Below are 19,546 nucleotides of genomic sequence, written 5' to 3'. Positions count from 1 at the left end.
TCCGACAGAAAGAGAGGCCCTGGTGCACCAGGAGTTGATCGGCGCGCGTCGTGTGGTGTTCTTCGGCGGCAAAGGCGGCGTGGGCAAGACAACCCTGGCGTCTGCCGCCGGGTGGTCGGCCGCGGAGAACGGTGCTCGGGTGCTGGTGGTCTCCACCGACCCGGCACACAACCTCGGCCACCTCTGGGACCGAGATATCGGGCAGGCCCCGCTTCTGCTGCACGAATCCGGTAGCGGGGGCAGCGTGACCGGGGTGGAGATCGACCCCGTGGCCACCGCGCGCCACCACTTCGAGGCGGTCGCCCGCACAGTGACCCCGCTGATGCCGGAGCACCTGCACGGCGAGGTGAACCGCTACTTCGCTGCCGCCGACGCCTCCCCCGGGGCGCATGAAGCGGCGCTGATGGAGCGGATGGCGCAGATCGCCACCACCCGGCGGGTATCGGAGCAGACGGAGCCGTTCGACGTCGTCATCTTCGACACCGCGCCGACGGGACATACCACTCGGCTGCTCGAGTTGCCGCAGCTGATGTCCACGTGGGTGGAGGGGATGCTGTCTCGTCGACGGCGCTCCGAACGCTATGCGGCCGCACTCAACGCGCTGCCCGGCTCCGAGGGTGATCAGGACCCGGGTGCTTCGCGCGACGGCACCATCCGGCGGGTGCTGGAGCGGCGTCGTGAGCTGTTCCTGCGTTATAGCGAGCTGCTGCACGACACCGAGCAAACCGGGTTCGTGATGGTGGCCTTGGCCGAACGGATGCCGCTGCTGGAGACCATCGCACTGCATGAGCAGCTGCGCCACACGGGAGTGCCGATCGTCGGGGCCGTGGTGAATCGGCGCTCACCCGCCGACCAAGGCGATTTTTTGGCGGCGCGTGCCCGCTCCGAGGACGAGCACCTGACCTGGGCGCGGGAACGGCTACCGGAGATGCCGCTGTTTCAGACCGGACTGGTGGTCGAGGACGTGCAGTCAGCGACCGGCATGGCCCGCGTGGCCGATACCTTCACCGCCGTCTGATCGTCAGACTGGCTCAGTACTGGGACGCGGGGCGGACGTCGGGTCGATCGAAGCGCTCCGCCAATCGTTCCAAAGCGCGTTCGGCGGCATCGGCCATCACAGAATCTGTGGACATCACGGCGTTGTTCAACCCGATCATGGTGCCGGAGGTGTCCACAGACCCGAGCTCGCCCAGGGTCGTTGCCGCCTCCACTCGCACCGAGGGCTCCGGGTCATCGAGCCGGGAGACGACGGTCAACTCGGCGTCGGTGATATCGCGGAGCGCGGCGACTTTCAGACACACGGAGCGTACCTGCCACGCCTCATCCGATAGCCCGGTGACTACGGCAGGCGCTGCGGCGTGATGCCAGCGGTGCAGCAGCACCTGAGCCGCCCAGACCCGCGCCATCCAGGGTTCCAGGGCGGGCATTCCGCCGAGGAGCTCGATGCTCGGGTCGCCGTCGTCGTCCGGCTGCGCGGCCCCAGTGAGCAGGCGCGTGGCCCAATCGACCAACGGATTCACCCCCAGTCGCAACGCCGCGGCTTCCACCCGCTCGGCCACTGGATCGGGCCGTGGCCCGGATGCCGGGGTGGCAGACGTCGGGGTGATGTGGGCAGACTCGGGCGTCGGGGATTCCTCAGGCAACACCGTCGCAACCTCCTGGAGGGTGGGGAATGATATTTTCTTAAGTATGCCCGCGCGAACGTCGATTGCCCTGAACTTCCGGGCCGAAGCCTACGATTTTCCCGACGGCAGCGTCGACGCCGGTACCGTGATGAGCTGGCTCGACAAGGCCGGATACGCCATGGCTGCCACCTGGACCCGCACCAACGTGGTCGCTGCCTACGTCGGCAATATGCGCTTCCAACATTCCGTGCCGGTGGAGTCCACCGTGGTGGTGCAGGCTCGACTGATTCGCACCGGCAAGAAGACCGTGCACGTGCAGACGCGGCTGCTGCTGCCCGAGCAGCTCGATGAGGACGGCCAGCCCACCGTCGCCACCCAGTGCGTGCTCATCTACACCGCCGTGAACGATGCTGGTGACCCTGTCCCGGTGCCCCCATGGGAGCCCACGACCGAAGGCGGGCTGGCCCGTCGTGCTCTCGCGGAGCGCCGCGGCGTCGAGCACCGCGCGGGGGAGGACGCTCTTGATACCGCCGTATTCCCAGAACCGGAAGACACCTCAGCTGAGATTGTCACTCTCCGGTTCGTGGCCTCCACTAAGGAGGTCCCGCGCGGCGGCAAGGTCCCCGGCGGCACTGTGCTTCGCTGGATCGACGCTGCGGCCGATGTCTGCGCCGCCCGGTGGGTGGGTGCCCCCGTCGTCGCGGTGTTCGCTGGCGGGGTGCGCTTTCTGCGGGAGGTCCGGTCGGGGGACCTGGTGGAGATCGAAGCACGTCTTGTGCACACCACGAAGCGGTCTGTCTACGTCGTGATCCGGGCGCGCACCGGCTCCCGCACTTCCCGCGAGATGCATTCCTTCGCTCATGGTGTGTCGGTCATGGTGTCGACCGGACCTGACGGTAAAGCACGAGAAGTGCCTGCGTGGGAAGCAACCACAGCCGAGGAAAAGGTTCTCGAGGAGATGAGCGTTGATCTCGTGGAGCTACGCAACCGCGTCGTCTATGAATGGGCGCGCAGTTGAGCGTGTGAGTCGTCGCTGACTCACTGATGCAATTGCCTCCAGGTGATGGCGAGACTGCTCGAAAAGAGCGGCAGGCCGCATCGTGCCAGGCCTTGAAGATACTTGTCCTAAGACATGGGCGGGTGCTGCATCGTCGCGAGAATCTTTTTGACTGCACTGACGACCGCATCCGGGTCCAAATCCAACTGGCCCAAGAGGAAATCGTCTGGTGTGCGCACGTCGATGTCGAAGAGCGTAGATGACGCGGCAGGAAAGTCCTTCGTATTGAACGTGACAATGAGTTCTGCGCCAGAGCGAACTGCGGCGGTGTGCCGAGTTTGTTGACCAGGCTTCGCTCTGTTTCCTCGAGGACCTCTGCAGACCATAGTGGTGGGAATTGTTGGGCCGCTCCTCGTCGCAACAAGAGGTCCAGGGTTGGCATGGGGACGAGGACAGAGGCATCCAGGAGAATTAGGAAGGCTATCTACCGCGTTTCATGATCGTCGGGCATGGCGAAGTACTCGTCTTTCTGAGCGGCCTCTCGTGTCTGGCGGGTCAGAAATTCGTCGCGGCTAGCGGCGATTCGCGCTTTATAGGCAGTGAGGTCGGCCAGGAGGACACGGCGATGACGTCCCACCTTCGTGAAAAGAATCTCGCGCTCCACTCCATCGGGGGACGCGGCCAGAAATTGCGCGAGCTGAGCGATCTCCTCATCGTTGATCGAGGTGGGCATGACCGTATCGCGTGCATGGATCAGCAGTCAGCCAGGCAGGCCTCATAGGCGTCTGGTTCCCAGGGGGAGTAGATTGGACCACGCTCCCATCGGAGCTTTCTCCCCAGCCACGGAAGCGATCCTCCATGCTCTGGACTTTGTTGACCCGTTATTCGCGCCCCTATCTGGGGTCGATCATCGCTGTCGTGCTCTTGCAGTTCGTCGCCACGATGACGACCCTCTACCTGCCCAGTTTGAACGCCCGCATCATCGATGAGGGCGTGGCGGTGGGTGACACCGACTTTATCTGGCGCACCGGCGGCATCATGCTCGTCGTGGCCCTGATGCAGTTGGTCTCGGCCATCACCGCGGTCTGGTTCGCCGCCCGCGCCGCCATGGGGCTCGGCCGCGACCTGCGCCAGGCGGTCTACCGCCGCGTGGATGGGTTCGGAACCGCTGAGGTCAACCGTTTCGGTGCGGCCACCCTGATCACCCGCGGTACCAACGACGTCCAGCAGGTCCAGATGGTGATGCTGATGGCGCTGAACTTCATGGTGATGGTGCCGATCATGTCCATCGGCGGCATCGTGATGGCGGTGCGCGAAGACCCCGGCCTGTCCTGGCTGGTGTGGGTGTCCGTGCCCGTGCTGCTCATTTTCGTGGCGATCCTGGTGGCGATGCTCCTGCCGATGTTCCAGCGGATGCAGGACAATATCGACGCCGTCAACGGGGTGCTGCGTGAGCAGATCATGGGTATCCGTGTGGTGCGGGCTTTTGTCCGTGAGGCTCACGAGACCCAGCGTTTCACGGATGCCAACGCCGTGCTCACCGACACCTCGGTGCGCATCGGCCGGATCTTCGTGCTGATGGGTCCGCTGATTATGATCATCCTGCACGGGGCCACGGCCGCCGTACTGTGGTTCGGTGGTCACCGGGTGTCCGACGGGCTGGTTGAGGTCGGCGCGCTGACCGCGTTTATGCAGTACCTGCTGCAGATCCTGGTGGCAGTGATGATGGGCACCTTCATGTTCATAATGCTGCCGCGCGCCGTGGTCTGTGCCCGCCGTATCGGCGAAGTCCTCCAGACCCAGCCATCCATGTCCGAGCCCAGCAATCCGCGCACCCCGCAGGTTCCCGCCGGAGCGCAGCGGCCCGCCGGCACCGTCGAGTTCCGCGACGTCTCCTTTGCCTTCCCTGGTGCCGACGCCGCCGTGCTCGAAAACATCAGCTTCACCGCACCAGCGGGCACGACCACGGCGATTATTGGGTCCACAGGTGCTGGCAAAACCAGCCTGCTCGGTCTCGTTCCCCGGCTCCACGACGTCACCGCAGGCGAGGTGCTCATCGACGGGGTGCCCGTCACTGAACTGCCCCGCACCGAGATCACCGCCGCGCTGGGCTACGTGCCCCAGAAGCCGTACCTGTTCTCCGGCACCGTCGCCGACAACCTGCGCTTCGGCGCCCCCGACGCCGACGAAGCCCAGCTCTGGTCAGCTCTCACGACCGCCCAAGCCGCGGATTTCGTGCGAGAGCGCACCACCGGTGACGGCGACTCCGCCCGCCACGGACTCGACTCCGGCATCTCCCAGGGTGGCACCAATGTCTCCGGTGGCCAGCGTCAGCGCCTCTGCATTGCCCGTGCCCTGGTGGGTCAGCCACGCATCTACCTCTTCGATGACTCGTTCTCCGCGCTCGACGTCACCACCGATGCAAAACTGCGCGCCGCCCTGGGCGACTACACCGATGGCGCCACCGTGATCATGGTGGCCCAGCGTGTCTCCACCATCACCGACGCCGATCAGATCTTGGTGCTCGATGCCGGACGCATCGTCGGCCGAGGCACCCACGACGAACTGATGGAGACCTCCGAGGTCTACCGCGAGATCGTTGACTCCCAGATCACCGCAGAGGAGCTGGCATGAGCGCCGAGAAGAAGAACGAATCCACGGTCGAGCTCTCCGAAGAGGAGATCCTGCAGATGCAGGACTCCGTATCCACGGAATGGGGCGAAGGTGGCGCCCCGCGCAAGGCCAAAGCATTTTGGCCCACCGCCAAGCGGGTCATGGGGGAGTTCCGCACCGAGAAGATCGGCATCTCCGTCACCGTCGCCTTCGTCGTGATCGCCGTGGTGTTCAGCGTGTGGGCACCGAAAATTCTCGGCGACGCCATGAACGTGATCTTCGGCGGTGCCATCGCCGCGAACATGCCCGCCGACATGAGCCGCGAGCAGGTGATCGAGGGGCTGCGCGCCCAGAATGAGAACCAGTTCGCCGACATGCTCTCCGGTATGGACTTCGTTCCCGGCGAGGGCATCGACTTCACGCTGCTCGCCCGGCTGATCGGCGTCGTGCTCGCCATGTACTTCGTGGCGCAGATCTTCATGTATCTGCAGGGGCTGCTCATCAACAAGATCGTGATGCGCATCGTCTACCGGATGCGCCAGCAGATCGAGGCCAAGGTCAACCGGCTGCCGCTGAGCTACTTCGACACCCGCCAGCGCGGGGATCTGCTCTCCCGCACCACCAACGACGTCGACAACGTGCAGACCGCGTTCCAGCAGGCGTTCACCGGTTTCATCTACGCCGCGCTCACCCTGGTGGGCATCACCGTGATGATGTTCTGGCTGTCCTGGCAGCTCGCCCTGATCGCGCTGATCGCCCTGCCCATCTCCGCCGTCGTCGTCGGTATCATCGGCTCCAAATCCCAGAAGCTGTTTACCGCCCAGTGGCGCAATACCGGCCGACTGAACGGGCACATCGAGGAGTCCTTCACTGGCCACGAGCTCGTCACCGTCTTCGGGCGCCAGGACGACATGCGTGCCCGCTTCGACGAGCGCAATGAGGAACTCTACGAAGCCAGCTTCAAGGCCCAGTTCTACTCGAACATGATCATGCCGATCATGCAGTGGGTGACCTACCTGGGCTACGTGGGCATCGCCGTGGTGGGCGGGCTGCGCGTAGCCTCCGGGCAGATGACCCTGGGCTCGGTCACCGCGTTCATTCAGTACTCGCGCGAATTCAACCAGCCGCTGGGTGAGATCGCCGGCATGTCCAACATGGTGATCTCCGCGGTCGCCTCGGCGGAGCGGATCTACGAGCTGCTCGACGCCGACGAAGAAGAGGATCCGGCCCTCGATGAGCTCCTCGACGACGACGCACGGCGTACCGAAACGACGCAAGCATCAGGCTCGACCGCACAGCTGCCGGACCCGGTGGCCGGCCACATCGAGTTCGACCACGTGGCGTTCTCCTATACCCGGGAGAAGCCGCTGATCACCGATCTCTCCCTGGTGGCCCAGCCCGGCCAGGTGGTTGCTATTGTCGGGCCCACCGGCGCGGGTAAAACCACGCTGGTGAACCTGATCATGCGGTTCTACGAGATTGACTCCGGCCAGATTCGTCTCGACGGTATTAATATCGGCGCCCTCGACCGCTCGGTGGTGCGCGCTCAGATCGGCATGGTGCTCCAGGACGCGGTGCTCTTTGACGGCACCATCATGGACAACATCCGTTACGGCCGCCTCGACGCGACCGACGAGGAAGTGATGGCGGCGGCCCGAGCCACCTACGTGGATCGGTTCGTCTCTACCCTGCCCGAGGGCTACCAGACGGAGGTGTCTTCGGATTCCGAAGCGATCTCCGCAGGTGAACGGCAGCTGATCACCATTGCCCGCGCGTTCCTCTCCGACCCGGCACTGCTCATCCTCGACGAAGCAACGTCGTCGGTGGATACCCGCACCGAGAAGCTGATCCAGGAGGCGATGGGCGCGCTGCGGTCCGAGCGCACCTCCTTCGTGATCGCCCACCGGCTTTCCACCATCCGCGACGCCGATCTCATCCTGGTGATGGAGGACGGCAGCATCGTGGAGCAGGGCAACCATGACCAGTTGCTGGAGCGCGAAGGCGCCTACTACCGGCTCTACCAGTCGCAGTTCACCGACGGCGTGGACCCCGACGAGGAGGCACTGGCCACCGGCGCCGTACCCGTGGTGACGGGCGCGACGCCGACGGTCGGTACCAGCGGATCCAGTGATGCCGAAGGTGGCGTCAGCCCTGACGCCCCTTCAACCGCGGGTTGAGCTTGTTGATCACGTCGGTGCGGCCCCGCCGGCGCACCACCTGCGAAGCCGAGCGACGGGAGCACTCGCGCCTCACCGACGACGAGCTCAGCGCCGGTCGATAGGATGGCCGGATGAGCACTCCCAACCCGAATCCGCCCGAGTACGGCGCGCCCGAACCTACCTCGACGACGGCGACCACAGCCGGTCCGGCGATCCCCGCGGGCTGGCCGCCGTCATATCGGCGCGGTGGATCCGGCGGCTACGGGCAGCCGCAGCCGGGCACCCCTTGGGCTCCGGATGTGCGCCCGGGCCGATTCCTGTGGCGGGACCTGCTCGCCGTATTCGTCTACATCGGGTTGTTCGTCATCGGGCTGGGGTCCCTGTTCATTGCCATCCCGGGCGCGATGGACGTGGCGGCCGCGATCGCCGGTACCGAACCCACCACGCCCGAGCAGATGGTCGCCGATCCGGGGTCGGCGTCGTCGTCGGCCGCCCTGTTCTTCGTCAACCTGGTCAACTATTCACTGCTCGCCTTGCTGGCACTGCTGGCCAGCGGGGGGCACCTGATCCAGTCGATGGCCACCTTCCGCCGGCTCTGGGGCCTGAAGCTGCTGCTCATCCCCGGGTTGTGGCTGGGCAGCATCACCCTCTCCATGCTGATCGTGATGTTCCTGGGGGACCCGGTCACCTCCGACAACCAAGCCGCGCTGGAAGGTATGACCACGGTGGTGCCGATGTGGATGATGCTGCTGGTCACTGTGGTGCTGGGGCCCTTCGTGGAGGAGTACCTGTTCCGCCACCTACTGGTCGGCAAGCTCTCCCGCTACCTCACCGTGTGGGTCACCGCCCCGCTGTCGGTGGCGATCTTCGGCGGGATCCACTTCCTCGGCTCCGGGACGTTCGACCTCATCGCCGCGGTGCCGTACGTCGTCCTCGGTGCCGTGATCACGGGAACGTATATCGCGTTCCGATTTTCGCTGGCCTATGCCTACGCCCTGCACCTCTTCAACAATCTGGTGGCCGTGCTGATGCTGTACCTGGTGTACCCGGTGCTCGAGCAGTACCGGGAGATGCTGCCGGATGGCACGCTGCCGGGGGTGGTGAGCGCGTTGCGCCTGATGACCGGTGTCTGAGCAGTCTGAGCAGGCGGAACAGTCGGAACCGACCTCGGTGCACGACGACGCCCGCCCGCTGTCCTGCCAGATTCTGGCCCTGGCGGTTCCCGCGCTCGGCGCACTGGTCGCCGAACCGCTGTTCTTGCTCGCCGACACGGCCATTATCGGTCACCTCGGCACCGCAGAGCTCGCGGGAGTGGGGCTGGCCACCACCGTGCTGCACACCGCCACCGGACTGCTGATCTTCCTGGCGTATTCGACGACGCCTGCGGTGGCGCGCCTGGTCGGATCCGGCCGGGTGGCCGACGCCCTGGCCCGCGGCCGTGACGGCATCTGGCTCGGGGTGCTGCTGGGTGCGCTGCTCGGTCTGGTGGGGTGGCTCACCGCGCCCGGATTGATCACCGCTCTCGGCGCCGACCCGGCCACAGCACTGCACGGCCACGCCGTCGACTATGTGCGCTATTCCATGTTCGGTTTGCCCGCCATGCTGGGCGTGCTCGCCGCCACCGGCGTGCTGCGCGGGCTGCAAGACACCCGCACTCCGCTGGTGGTCGCCGGTGTCGGATTCGGCATCAACATCGCCACCAACTTCCTCTTCGTGTACGGATTCGGCTGGGGTGTGGCCGGCTCCGCAGCGGGAACCTCCGCTATTCAGTGGTGCATGCTGCTGGCATTCCTCGGGGTGATCGTGGGCCGGGTGCGCTCCGACCAACTCACGGGGCTGAGCTGGCGGCCGCGCTGGTCCGGGATTCGGGCCACCGCCCAATTCGGGTCCTGGTTGCTGGTGCGCAACGCGGCCATGCGTGCTGCGATCTTAGCCACCGTGCTGATGGCCACCTGGATGGGCACCACCACGCTGGCCGCCCATCAGCTGGTGTTCATCGTCTACTCCACCCTGGCCTTCGCCCTGGACGCCCTGGCCATCGCCGCCCAGGCCCTGATCGGCCGTGAACTCGGTGCGTCTCGGGAAGCCACCGCCCGGGAGCTCACCCGCACCATGATCCGTTGGTCGCTGTGGTTCGGGGTGATCACCGGGGTGGTGCTCGCCGCGCTCGCCTGGGTGCTGCCCGCCGGTTTCACCCCCGACCCCGAGGTGCGCGCCGCCGCCACGGCCGGGCTGCTCGTCATCGCCGTCACCCAACCGCTGGCCGGATACGTGTTCGTGCTCGACGGCGTGCTCATGGGCGCTGGAGACGCCCGCTACCTGGCGCTGGCCTCGGTGGTGAACCTGGTGGTGTACCTGCCCGGTCTCGCCCTGCTCGCCTGGTGGCTCACCGCCGACAGCGGGGGAGACGGCGGAATATCCGCGCTGAGTACGCCTGCGCTCGTGGGGCTGCTCTGGCTGGGCTTCTCCGGCCTGTACCTGGCCGCCCGTGGGGTCACCCTGTGGTGGCGGATCCGCGGCGACAAATGGATCCGCCTGGGCGCCGAGCACCTGTGAATCTGCTGAGTGTCGAACCCGAGGCGGGAAAGAGCCCTTGAGGCCCGCGCCGACCTCGTGAAAGGTTCGATGCTGTTTGTTGCCAGAACACCACGGTAGTACCGCAACGCAGAGAACCAGAAGGAGAAGACAGAGACCATGTCGACGCTCAAGAAGGCACTCACCACCGGAACCGCCGCTCTCGGCCTCGCCGCGGGCATGCTGGCGATGGCTTCACCGGCCCAGGCTGACACCCACGCGGAGTGGTTCAACAACAAGAGCATCTGCCAGCAGGCCACCGACGCGCGCGTGGCCCACTACCGCGCCTCCGGCTACACCGTCAGCGTGCAGTCCTACTGCAGGGGCGAGCAGTACATCGGGTACATGCCCCAGTACTACTCGAAGATCTACTACAACTGATCCCGGGCGGTTGCGCCCACCACTAGACTGGGTCCGTGGCTGTAACGAAAATTGACCCCGCGATCTCATCCGTCCTGTTCAAACCGGTGCTCATCCGCGCCGGGGTGTCCCTGATTTTCGCGGTGGTCGCGTTCATCATCCAGGAACCCAGCCACGCCGTCACCAGCTTCGGTGTCGCCATTTACCTGCTGCTCTCCGGCACCGCCCTGTGGGAGTACCTGCGGCGCGAACCGGTGCCCGAGGCGATGCGCTCGCCGCTGTCGATGGCCTGCGCGGCCTGGTGTCTCGGCGCCATCGTCGTGGTGGGTGTGCACTTGTTTGAGGCCCCGATGTGGGCGACGGCGGTGGCCGTGGGTGCGGCCTACCTCTTGGGCGGTGTCGCGGAACTGGTGGCCGGTGTGCGCCACCGGAGGGACTTCATCCCGGCGCGCGACCAGATCCTGGCCGGAGGGGTCAACACCCTAGCCGGGCTGGGACTGATCATCTGGTGCACCACCTTCAACGACCACCAGGTCATGGGGCTGACCGGCGCAGTGGCATTCATCATCACCGTGATCACCGCGGTGGCCGGCATCGGTTTCTGGCTCGACGCCCGCGCAGCCGCGAAGGCCGGACATACCGAGGCGAAGAAGCAGACCGGTCTGCGCTGATCCCACGCTGACGGCGGAACTGCCCCGTCTCGTTTCGTCTTCCCCCGTCTCCAACGACTAGACTGGTCGGGTGCCGTTTCACCGGGCACTATCTGCCGAGCCGAGGAGTGTGAACCGTGGGTCAGCCTTCGAAGAAGAAGGGCTTCACCGCATCGATCAAGGCACCCCTGATCTTCTCCGCCGTGCTGGGCCTGGTCGGTGGCGCTATTGCCACCTTCGCCACCACCGGCGGCACGGATAAGCCGCTGCGCATCGATATCGGCCTCATCGCCTTCGGCGTCTTCTTCATGGTCTCCCTCGTGGTGGTCGCCATGTTGCAACTGGCCTCGAAGGACAACCCGAATCACCTCTCCGAGGGATCCGGCATCAACCGGTCCTCTGCGGAACTGCACCGGGCGGCGATCGCCAAACAGCGCCAGAAACTGCGCGAAGAGCGCGAAGCTGAACAGCGCCGTGCCCAGGGCGACAGCGAGCCCACCTACGGTCAGCGCCGCCCCCATGATCAGGACGGCGCAGCACAGTAGGTGCGGAGCGGTGGGGCTACCGCTCTAGTAGTGGAACGTGTCTGACGGCGCCGTGGTGGAGGCAGCGTCTCCGGAGGACTCCGGTCGCCACGTCACCCCGAACGCTTCGGCCAGGGCCGTGATCTTGTTCGCCCGCGCCAGGCGCGGCAAATCTGAACCGTTGCGAATCTGACCGCCGTCGGCCTCGAAATCCGCCAAGAACTCGTGCGCCCAGCCCAGCTCCTCCTGCGACGGCGAGAGCCCCTCATTAATAGCGGCGCACTGCTCCGGGGTCAGACACAGCTTGCCCGACATGCCGAACTCCGCCGTGACCGCGGTCGCTTCGGCCAGCTTCACGCCGGTGGAACCGACCGTCGGCCCATCAATCGCCGCCGGCAGGCCCGTGGCCTTCGCGGCAATGGTGAACTGGCTGCGGGCGTAGGCCAGGGCCATCGGCGACTCCCCGAACCCGGTATCGCGGCGGAAATCGCCGATGCCGAACGCCAGCCGGAACGTGCCCTTGGCCGCGGCAATCGAATTGATCCGCTGCAGACCGCGCGCCGTTTCCACCAGCGCAACCACCGGCACGCCGGGCAGCTTCGCGGCGGTCTCGTTGACGTGATCGGTGGACTCCACCATCGCGAGCATCACCCCGAGCAGTCCGCCCTCACGCTGCGGACCACCCAGCCGGGAGCTGATCACCTGCGCCAGCGCCTCAACGTCGTCCGCCCACCACCTGCTCCCGTAGCCGTTGATCCGCACCCACCCGGTGTGACCGGATGCGAGCCAGTCGAGCACATGCGCCCGAGCGGCATCTTTCCCCTGAGGGGCAACGGCGTCCTCAATGTCCAACACGACGACGTCGGCGGGGGATTCTTCCGCGGCAGCGAACCGTTCCGGTTGGGCGGCGTTGACGAGCAGCCAGGATCGGGCAAGATCGGCGGTCAGCTTCTGACCCGGTGTGGTGGTGAACTCTGCGGTGGCCACGGGAAACGACACGATGAACTCCTGATGAAACGGGGATGGTGCGCGCTGATGCGAGACGGCGCACCAGAAAAGAGAAACGACGCGGATCGGCGTCGGCGCGAGCGGCCAGGCAAGGTGGCTGGCCCGAGGAGTCCGGGTGTGGACGTTGCGCACCAGCATAAACGGTTCGTGACACACATTGCCACAGCGACGGGACGGGCGCGGAATCTGGTGTATGTTGATCCAAACCCGCGCCGAACCGCACCCAAGGAGAATCCATGTCCGAGTCCGCTGCCCAGCCGTCGAACAAATCGGCCGGTCACCTCATCGTCGATACTCTGGTGGCCCACGGCGTCCAGCGTATCTATTCGGTTCCCGGAGAGTCCTATCTGGACGTGCTCGACGGTTTGCATGACTCGCCCATCGAGAACGTGATCTGCCGTCACGAGGGTGGCGCGGCGTACATGGCCGAGGCCGACGGCAAGATGAACTCCGTGCCCGGTGTGGCCATGGTGACCCGCGGCCCCGGTGCAGCCAACGCTCACGTGGGCCTGCACACCGCCTGGCAGGACTCCACTCCCATGGTGCTCTTTGTCGGTCTGATCCCCTTCGAGCACCGTGACCGCGAAGCGTTCCAGGAGTTCGACCCGCACGCCTGGTTCGGTACCGGTGCCAAGCGCGTCATGGTGCTGGACCACCCCGAGCGCGCCTCTGAGATCGTGGCCGAGGCCATGTTCGCCGCGAACTCCGGGCGCCCCGGCCCCGTCGTCGTCGGCCTGCCCGAAGACGTCATCAAGGTCGAGGTGGAGAATCAGCTGCACCCGCAGATCCCGATCGCCGGCGGCGGCATGACCGTCACTGACTGGAAGGCGCTGCACGACGCGCTGCGCAACGCAGAGAAGCCGCTGTTCATCACCGGCGGCAACGACTGGACCCGCGACGGCGCCGAATCGCTGACCGCCTGGCTGGAGGACCACCACATCGCCGCGGCCGCGGAGTGGCGGACCGAGGGCACCGTGCCGTTCCACTCGCCGTCGTATGTGGGCCCCATCGGCTACGGCCGCCCCAAGCCCACCTACGACCTGCTGGAAGAGACCGACCTGATCGTCTTCGTCGGCACCGTTCCCGGCGACGTGATCACCGACGGGTTCAACATCCGCCAGAACTGGGAGAAGAAGAACTTCATCGTCACCATCGACCCGTCCCTGCGCGGCCGCTCCGGCCCGGTGTCGTTTCAGATCGTGGCCAAGCCCGACGTGTTCGTGCGCGACCTGGTGCTGATGGATCTGGAGGTGAAGGACTCCTGGAAGACCTGGACGGCGAAGATGCGCGCCCAGCAGGAGGAATTCGCCGCGCTGCCCGCCGCCGAACCGCTCGAGGGCCCGGCCACCATGGACATGATGATGGCGCACCTGGTGCCCTCGCTGCCCGAGGATTCGATGGTGACCTTCGGCGCCGGCGAGCACACCAACTGGGCGCACCGGTACTTCCCGACGGAGTCCTACGCCTCGATGATCTCCGCGCGCAACGGCTCCATGGGATACTCGATCCCGTCGGCCGTGGCCGCCTCGCTGAACTACCCCGGTCGCCGCGTGGTGACCATCGCTGGTGACGGCGAGTTCCTGATGAACGGCCAGGAGCTGGCGACGGCGACGCAGTACGGCGCCACCCCGCTGGTGATCGTGATGGACAACCAGGAGTACGGCACGATCCGCACCCACCAGGAGCGCGACTATCCGAACCGGATTTCCGGCACCCAGCTGAAGAACCCCGACTTCGCCGCCATGGCGGAGGCGTTCGGCGGCTTCGGCGTCAAGGTGACCGAGAACTCCGAGATCCCGGGTGCGCTCGAAGCCGCGCTGAGCGCCATTGACAACGACGGCCGCTTCGCCCTGATCCACTTGGTGGTCGAGCAGCGCAAGAAGGCGTACTGAGCCGACTGACTGACGAGCTGAGCCGGAGCGGACGGCGGCGCAACGAGGACTACTGCACAGTGACGCAGACCACACTGGTTTGGTAGTCTCGGCGGCATGAGTACCGATCATGTTGCCCCTGTTGTGCCCGCCGTTGCGCTGGAGGCGCGCCCTGAGGTGGAGGGTGAGTCGATCTCCCGCGTGGCGATGACCCACGAGGCCCTCGAACTGCTCCAGAAGCTGCGCGGCATCCACGGTGAGCTGATGATCCATCAGTCCGGGGGCTGTTGCGACGGGTCCTCGCCCATGTGCTATCCGGAGGGCGACTTCCGCACCGGTGACTCCGACATCCTGCTCGGCACCTTCGAGTTGCCCGCCGCTGACACCTCGGATGCCTCCGACGACGCCGCGGGTGACGCCAGGGGTGCCGGAGAGCTGCCGTTCTGGATGAGCCGGGAGCAGTTCGAGTACTGGAAGCACACCCACCTGACCCTCGACGTCGTCGACGGACGCGGGGCCGGGTTCTCGGTGGAGGCGCCCGAAGGGAAACGCTTCCTGATCCGCTCTCGACTCATGAACCCCGCCGAGACGGCTGATACTGCTGGAGCTGCTGAGCCCGACCCGAGTGCGCTGTGAGCGTCCAGCAGCCCTCGGCCGACGCCTACCAGCACCGGGTGGAGCTGGCCCGCGACGCCCTGCGCACCCTGTCTCGCAGCTCACCGCGTCCCCCCTCGGAGGCCCTGCGCTCGGTGCGCCCCGATGTGCTCGCCTCCTGGCAGCGCTCCCTGGAGGCCCACCGTGACCCGCAGCGCGTCTCCGTGCCCTTCGCCGTGCCGACGGCCGACCTGGATTCCGCGCGTCGGCAGCACGCCCTAGCCGCAGCGCTCCCGGTGATCCGCACCCTGCTCATCGACCCCGCGGCCGACGCCGGACTCATCACCGCCCTGGGCAACGCCGACGGTCACCTGCTCTGGGTGGAGGGCGACGAACTCGCCGCGCGCCGGGCCGAATTGATGGGCTTCGTCCCCGGGGCCGATTGGTCGGAAGCCTCGGTCGGCACCGCCGCCCCCGGAGCCGCGCTGGCCACCGGCCGTCCCTCGCAGATCAGCCGCGCCGAACACTTCAGCCCCCTGGTCCACCCGTGGAGCTGCTCCGCCATGCCGGTGCGCAACCCCGCCACCGGTGAGATTGTCGGCGTCATCGACGTCACCGGCGGCGACGACGCCGTCAGTCCGCTCGCTTTCTCGCTGCTGCGTGCCACCGTGACCGCGGTGGAATCGCTGTGGCGCAACCAGCTGACCACCGAAGAGCTGCACACTGATCCGGAGCACGGGCTGAGCCTGCATCAGATGGTCCTGCCCCTCTCTTCGCCTGCCTCCTCGCTGGCCCGGCCGCCAGCACCGCGGCCCGGTCGTGCCGAAGCCCGCGGGGCCGCCCGCCCGCTGGCCGCTCCGACGTCGTCGACCACCCCGCCGCCCGCAGCGGTGATTCACGTGACCGGCCAGCTACCCCCGCGGGTGAGCCGACGCGAACTGAGCCTGCGCCACGCCGAAATTCTCACGCTGCTCGACTGGCACAGCGCCGGACTCGACGGCGCCGCCCTCGAAGAGCTGCTGTACGGGGAGGCCGCGCCCGGAGTCGAGTCCCGGGCCATCACGTTGCGTGCCGAGATCCATCGCCTGCGCCGGGCGCTGAGCTCCCAGGACTGCCCGCTGGCCGTCTCCGCCCGGCCTTACCGGCTCGACGGCGAGATCCGCACCGACGCCGCCCTGGCTCGCGAATCACTGCGCGACGGCGATGTGCAGGACGCGCTCGCCGCCGCCGTCGGACCCGTGCTGCCGCACTCGGACGCCCCCGGCATCGTGCAGATCCGCGAAGAACTCGCCGGTGCCCTGCGCGAAGCGGTGCTCCAGGACGCCGATGCCACCCAACTCTGGCACTACCTCACCCGCCCGGAGGCGGCTGATGATGAGGAACTGTGGCTGATGGCGCTGCGCCTGCTGCCCGCGGAATCGCCCCGCCGCTCGCTCGTGGTGAGCACCCTGGAACGCCTCCGCGCCCAGCGCTGACCTGGCACGTTACCGTTCGTCGCGCCCTGAAACTCCCTGATGCAACCTGTTGCATCGTCGTCGAGCAACCTCCCCGCAACCTCACTGTGACTAGAATCACACTTATACGGGGCCGCCTCGGAGGCGCAGCTTGGACGCCGTTCCTTCTGAGACCCGCTGCCAGTGCCGAGGCGGCCCCGTGCCAACCCGGTCACCGAGCTACAGGAGCACATCATGACTGTCTACGCGAACCCCGGCACCGACGGCGCTGTCGTCGAGTTCAAGTCCCGCTATGAGCACTACATCGGCGGGGAGTGGGTGGCCCCCGTGAAGGGACAATACTTCGAAAACGTCACTCCCATCACCGGTCAGGTCTTCTGCGAGGTCGCCCGCGGCACCGCCGAAGATATCGAAGCGGCCCTCGACGCCGCCTGGGCTGCCGCACCCGCCTGGGGCAAGACCTCCGTGGCCGAGCGCGCCGGTATTCTGAACAAGATCGCCGACCGGATCGAGGCCAATCTCGAAAAGATCGCCGTCGCCGAATCCTGGGATAACGGCAAGGCCGTCCGCGAAACCCTCAATGCAGACATTCCGCTCGCCGCCGATCATTTCCGCTACTTCGCCTCCGCCATCCGCGCCCAGGAGGGTTCGCTCTCCCAGATCGACGAAGACACCGTGGCCTACCATTACCACGAACCGCTCGGCGTGGTCGGGCAGATCATCCCCTGGAACTTCCCCATTCTGATGGCGGTCTGGAAGCTGGCGCCGGCACTGGCCACCGGCAACGCCGTCGTGCTCAAGCCTGCCGAGCAGACTCCGGCGTCGATCATGGTGCTCATCGACCTGATCGGCGACCTGCTGCCTCCCGGCGTCATCAATATTGTCAACGGGTTCGGCCTGGAAGCCGGCAAACCGCTGGCCTCGAACAAGCGGATCCGCAAGATCGCGTTCACCGGTGAAACCACCACCGGCCGGCTCATCATGCAATACGCCTCCGAGAACATCATCCCGATCACCCTGGAGCTGGGTGGCAAATCGCCGAACATCTTCTTCGAGGACGTCGCAGCGCAGGACGACGCGTTCTGGGATAAGGCCCAGGAAGGCTTCACCATGTTCGCGCTGAACCAGGGTGAGGTCTGCACCTGCCCGTCCCGCGCGCTGATTCAGGAGTCCATTGCGGATCGGTTCCTCGACGCCGTCGTCGCCCGCACCCAGAAGATCGTGCAGGGCAACCCCCTGGACACCGACACCATGATGGGTGCGCAGGCCTCCAACGATCAGCTCGAGAAGATCCTCTCCTACCTGGATATCGGCAAGCAGGAGGGCGCCGAGGTACTCACCGGCGGTGGACGCGCCGAGCTCGACGGCGATCTGGCCGGCGGGTTCTACGTGCAGCCCACCATCTTCAAGGGGTCCAACAACATGCGAATCTTCCAAGAGGAGATCTTCGGTCCCGTCGTCTCGGCTACCACGTTCAACGACTACGACGACGCGCTGACCATTGCGAACGACACCCTGTACGGCCTCGGCGCCGGCGTGTGGTCCCGCAACGGCAACACCGCCTACCGTGCCGGCCGCGAAATCCAGGCCGGACGCGTGTGGGTGAACAACTATCACGCCTACCCGGCCCACGCCGCGTTCGGCGGGTACAAGTCCTCCGGCATCGGGCGTGAGAACCACCTGATGATGCTGGACCACTACCAGCAGACCAAGAACCTGCTGGTCTCCTACACCGAGAACAAGCAGGGCTTCTTCTAAACCTGATCGCCCCGTCTGCCGCCCGGCCACCGGGCACCACCTGAAAGACCGTCAGCAACACCTGCCCTAGGTTGTTGCGCCCAAAAAACAGTCATTAAGGAGTCATGATGAGCACCATGAAAGCCGCCGTCGTCGAGAAGTTCGGCGATGATCTCCACGTCACTCAGACCGAACGCCCCACGCCGGGGCAGCACCAGGCGCTGGTTCGCCTGATCTCTACCGGCGTATGCCACACCGACCTGCACGCCGCCGAGGGTGACTGGCCGGTCAAGCCCTCTCCCCCGTTCATCCCCGGACACGAGGGAGTCGGCGTGGTGGAAGAAGTCGGTCCCGACGTCACCGAAGTCAAAGTGGGCGACACGGTGGGCAATGCCTGGCTGTGGAGCGCTTGTGGCCACTGCGAACACTGCCGGACTGGCTGGGAGACCCTGTGCGAGTCGCAGCTCAACGGCGGGTACTCGACGGACGGCTCCTTCGGCGAGTACATGCTGGTGGATACTCGCTACGCCCCGATCATCCCGGAAGGTGCCGATCCGTACGAGGTCGGCCCGGTGCTGTGTGCCGGCGTCACCGTGTACAAGGGTCTGAAGCGCACCGAGGTGCGTCCCGGCCAGTGGGTGGTGATCTCCGGGATTGGCGGCCTGGGGCACATCGCGGTGCAGTACGCGGTGGCCATGGGGATGCGCGTGATCGCCGTCGATATTGCCGACGACAAGCTGGCGCTGGCTGAGAAGCACGGTGCTGAAATCACGGTGAACGCGAATGTGCAGGACCCGGAGCTGGTGATCCAGGAAAAGGTGGGCGGTGCGCACGGCGTGCTCGTGACGGCGGTGCACCCGAAGGCGTTCGGGCAGGCGATCAACATGACCCGACGCGGCGGAACCATCGTGTTCAACGGGCTGCCCCCGGGCGACTTCCCGGCGCCGATCTTCGACATCGTGCTCAAGGGTCTGACGATCCGCGGTTCGATCGTGGGCACCCGGCAGGACATGGTGGAAGCGCTGGAGTTCTATGCGGCCGGCAAGATCCACCCGACCTACCACCGGCGTCCGCTGGAGGAGATCAACGACGTGCTGGAGGAGATGAAGCACGGCAAGATCGAGGGTCGCGTGGTGATCGAGTACTGATGCAGCGCTGATGTGTACTGATCTGTACTGATGCGTACTGATCTGTACTGATGCGTACTGATCTGTATTGAGCCGAGGCTGACTCGGAATCGACAGGGTCCGGCTGCCGCTGACGTGGTGGTCGGGCCCTGTTGTGCGTGGATGCGGGGTGGGCCCGAAACGTCGCGGATCGACGAGGCTGGAAACAATGTTCGAGAATAGTTGCGCACTTGCGCGAATGAGTGTAACCTCG

General features: G+C 66.1%; 17 protein-coding genes and 1 pseudogene. 14 read left to right on the top strand and 4 right to left on the bottom strand.

Translation table 11 applies throughout. The features are described 5' to 3' along the window. Positions 1–22 precede the first annotated feature (22 nt). Complete coding sequence (locus P8192_RS13690; protein ID WP_278157552.1) at positions 23–1,018, top strand: ArsA family ATPase; 996 nt, start codon at positions 23–25, stop codon at positions 1,016–1,018. Between the two features lie 13 nt (positions 1,019–1,031). Here the strand turns inward: P8192_RS13690 and P8192_RS13685 are convergent, their stop codons facing one another. Beyond that, entirely contained in the window at positions 1,032–1,643 is a 612-nt protein-coding gene (locus P8192_RS13685; RefSeq protein ID WP_278157551.1) for a HEAT repeat domain-containing protein, read from the bottom strand. 46 nt (positions 1,644–1,689) lie between these two features. On the opposite strand from P8192_RS13685, the gene P8192_RS13680 reads away from it, so the two are divergent. Then, positions 1,690–2,643 carry an acyl-CoA thioesterase gene (locus tag P8192_RS13680; RefSeq protein ID WP_278157550.1) on the top strand — a complete coding sequence of 318 codons (954 nt, stop codon included), beginning with the start codon at positions 1,690–1,692 and terminating at the stop codon, positions 2,641–2,643. A 463-nt stretch (positions 2,644–3,106) separates the two neighbouring features. On the opposite strand, the gene P8192_RS13675 is transcribed toward P8192_RS13680, so the two are convergent. Beyond that, positions 3,107–3,355: a hypothetical protein gene (locus P8192_RS13675; protein WP_278157549.1), complete on the bottom strand. Its 249-nt coding sequence runs from the start codon at positions 3,353–3,355 to the stop codon at positions 3,107–3,109. 125 nt (positions 3,356–3,480) lie between these two features. Here P8192_RS13675 and P8192_RS13670 point away from each other — a divergent pair, with 125 nt between their 5' ends. Beyond that, positions 3,481–5,256, top strand: coding sequence for an ABC transporter ATP-binding protein (locus tag P8192_RS13670; protein ID WP_278157548.1), 1,776 nt, complete (start codon positions 3,481–3,483; stop codon positions 5,254–5,256). After that, positions 5,253–7,412, top strand: coding sequence for an ABC transporter ATP-binding protein (locus P8192_RS13665; RefSeq protein WP_278157547.1), 2,160 nt, complete (start codon positions 5,253–5,255; stop codon positions 7,410–7,412). The genes P8192_RS13670 and P8192_RS13665 overlap by 4 nt, the downstream gene beginning before the upstream one ends. On the opposite strand, the pseudogene P8192_RS13660 reads toward P8192_RS13665, so the two are convergent. Further along, positions 7,381–7,461: pseudogene (locus tag P8192_RS13660) on the bottom strand (50S ribosomal protein L36); the annotation flags it as partial. The gene P8192_RS13665 and the pseudogene P8192_RS13660 sit on opposite strands and share 32 nt — an antisense overlap. Before the next feature lie 64 nt (positions 7,462–7,525). On the opposite strand from P8192_RS13660, the gene P8192_RS13655 reads away from it, so the two are divergent. The 5 genes from P8192_RS13655 (at position 7,526) to P8192_RS13635 (ending at position 11,523) form a co-directional block, all read left to right on the top strand. After that, the gene (locus P8192_RS13655) at positions 7,526–8,527 is read left to right on the top strand and encodes a CPBP family intramembrane glutamic endopeptidase (RefSeq protein ID WP_278157546.1); all 1,002 of its coding nucleotides are present in this window, start codon (positions 7,526–7,528) and stop codon (positions 8,525–8,527) included. Then, on the top strand, positions 8,520–9,950 hold the full coding sequence (locus P8192_RS13650) for an MATE family efflux transporter (protein WP_431521120.1): 1,431 nt from the start codon (positions 8,520–8,522) through the stop codon (positions 9,948–9,950). Before P8192_RS13655 ends, P8192_RS13650 begins: the two co-directional genes overlap by 8 nt. A 138-nt stretch (positions 9,951–10,088) precedes the next feature. Continuing rightward, complete coding sequence (locus P8192_RS13645; RefSeq protein WP_278157545.1) at positions 10,089–10,349, top strand: hypothetical protein; 261 nt, start codon at positions 10,089–10,091, stop codon at positions 10,347–10,349. A 35-nt stretch (positions 10,350–10,384) separates the two neighbouring features. After that, entirely contained in the window at positions 10,385–10,999 is a 615-nt protein-coding gene (locus P8192_RS13640) for a hypothetical protein (RefSeq protein ID WP_278157544.1), read from the top strand. Between the two features lie 116 nt (positions 11,000–11,115). Then, entirely contained in the window at positions 11,116–11,523 is a 408-nt protein-coding gene (locus P8192_RS13635; protein WP_270106982.1) for a hypothetical protein, read from the top strand. Positions 11,524–11,547: 24 nt separating this feature from the next. Here the strand turns inward: P8192_RS13635 and P8192_RS13630 are convergent, their stop codons facing one another. Then, positions 11,548–12,501, bottom strand: coding sequence for an HpcH/HpaI aldolase/citrate lyase family protein (locus P8192_RS13630; protein WP_278157543.1), 954 nt, complete (start codon positions 12,499–12,501; stop codon positions 11,548–11,550). Between the two features lie 245 nt (positions 12,502–12,746). Here P8192_RS13630 and P8192_RS13625 point away from each other — a divergent pair, with 245 nt between their 5' ends. The 5 genes from P8192_RS13625 (at position 12,747) to adhP (ending at position 19,314) form a co-directional block, all read left to right on the top strand. Then, positions 12,747–14,402 (top strand): thiamine pyrophosphate-dependent enzyme, encoded by a 1,656-nt coding sequence (locus P8192_RS13625; RefSeq protein ID WP_278157542.1) that lies wholly within the window; start codon positions 12,747–12,749, stop codon positions 14,400–14,402. Between the two features lie 96 nt (positions 14,403–14,498). After that, positions 14,499–15,017, top strand: coding sequence for a DUF779 domain-containing protein (locus P8192_RS13620; protein WP_278157541.1), 519 nt, complete (start codon positions 14,499–14,501; stop codon positions 15,015–15,017). Next, positions 15,014–16,450 carry a GAF domain-containing protein gene (locus tag P8192_RS13615; protein ID WP_278157540.1) on the top strand — a complete coding sequence of 479 codons (1,437 nt, stop codon included), beginning with the start codon at positions 15,014–15,016 and terminating at the stop codon, positions 16,448–16,450. The genes P8192_RS13620 and P8192_RS13615 overlap by 4 nt, the downstream gene beginning before the upstream one ends. A 213-nt stretch (positions 16,451–16,663) precedes the next feature. Next, complete coding sequence (gene adh, locus P8192_RS13610; RefSeq protein ID WP_278157539.1) at positions 16,664–18,187, top strand: aldehyde dehydrogenase; 1,524 nt, start codon at positions 16,664–16,666, stop codon at positions 18,185–18,187. 107 nt (positions 18,188–18,294) lie between these two features. Then, complete coding sequence (adhP, locus tag P8192_RS13605) at positions 18,295–19,314, top strand: alcohol dehydrogenase AdhP (protein ID WP_278159842.1); 1,020 nt, start codon at positions 18,295–18,297, stop codon at positions 19,312–19,314. Positions 19,315–19,546: the final 232 nt, after the last annotated feature.

The organism is Citricoccus muralis, assembly GCF_029637705.1.
Classification (GTDB): domain Bacteria; phylum Actinomycetota; class Actinomycetes; order Actinomycetales; family Micrococcaceae; genus CmP2.
The sequence above is the reverse complement of the archived record's forward strand: the minus strand, read 5'-3'. Positions and strand labels throughout refer to the sequence as shown.

Bases quoted from the DNA above. Each gene is read 5' to 3' on its own strand.
- P8192_RS13625 (WP_278157542.1), top strand. From the start codon at position 12,747: ATGTCCGAGTCCGCTGCCCAGCCGTCGAACAAATCGGCCGGTCACCTC.
- P8192_RS13670 (WP_278157548.1), top strand. From the start codon at position 3,481: ATGCTCTGGACTTTGTTGACCCGTTATTCGCGCCCCTATCTGGGGTCG.
- P8192_RS13675 (WP_278157549.1), bottom strand. From the start codon at position 3,355: ATGCCCACCTCGATCAACGATGAGGAGATCGCTCAGCTCGCGCAATTT.
- P8192_RS13680 (WP_278157550.1), top strand. From the start codon at position 1,690: ATGCCCGCGCGAACGTCGATTGCCCTGAACTTCCGGGCCGAAGCCTAC.
- P8192_RS13645 (WP_278157545.1), top strand. From the start codon at position 10,089: ATGTCGACGCTCAAGAAGGCACTCACCACCGGAACCGCCGCTCTCGGC.
- P8192_RS13655 (WP_278157546.1), top strand. From the start codon at position 7,526: ATGAGCACTCCCAACCCGAATCCGCCCGAGTACGGCGCGCCCGAACCT.
- adh (WP_278157539.1), top strand. From the start codon at position 16,664: ATGACTGTCTACGCGAACCCCGGCACCGACGGCGCTGTCGTCGAGTTC.
- P8192_RS13665 (WP_278157547.1), top strand. From the start codon at position 5,253: ATGAGCGCCGAGAAGAAGAACGAATCCACGGTCGAGCTCTCCGAAGAG.
- P8192_RS13620 (WP_278157541.1), top strand. From the start codon at position 14,499: ATGAGTACCGATCATGTTGCCCCTGTTGTGCCCGCCGTTGCGCTGGAG.
- adhP (WP_278159842.1), top strand. From the start codon at position 18,295: ATGAGCACCATGAAAGCCGCCGTCGTCGAGAAGTTCGGCGATGATCTC.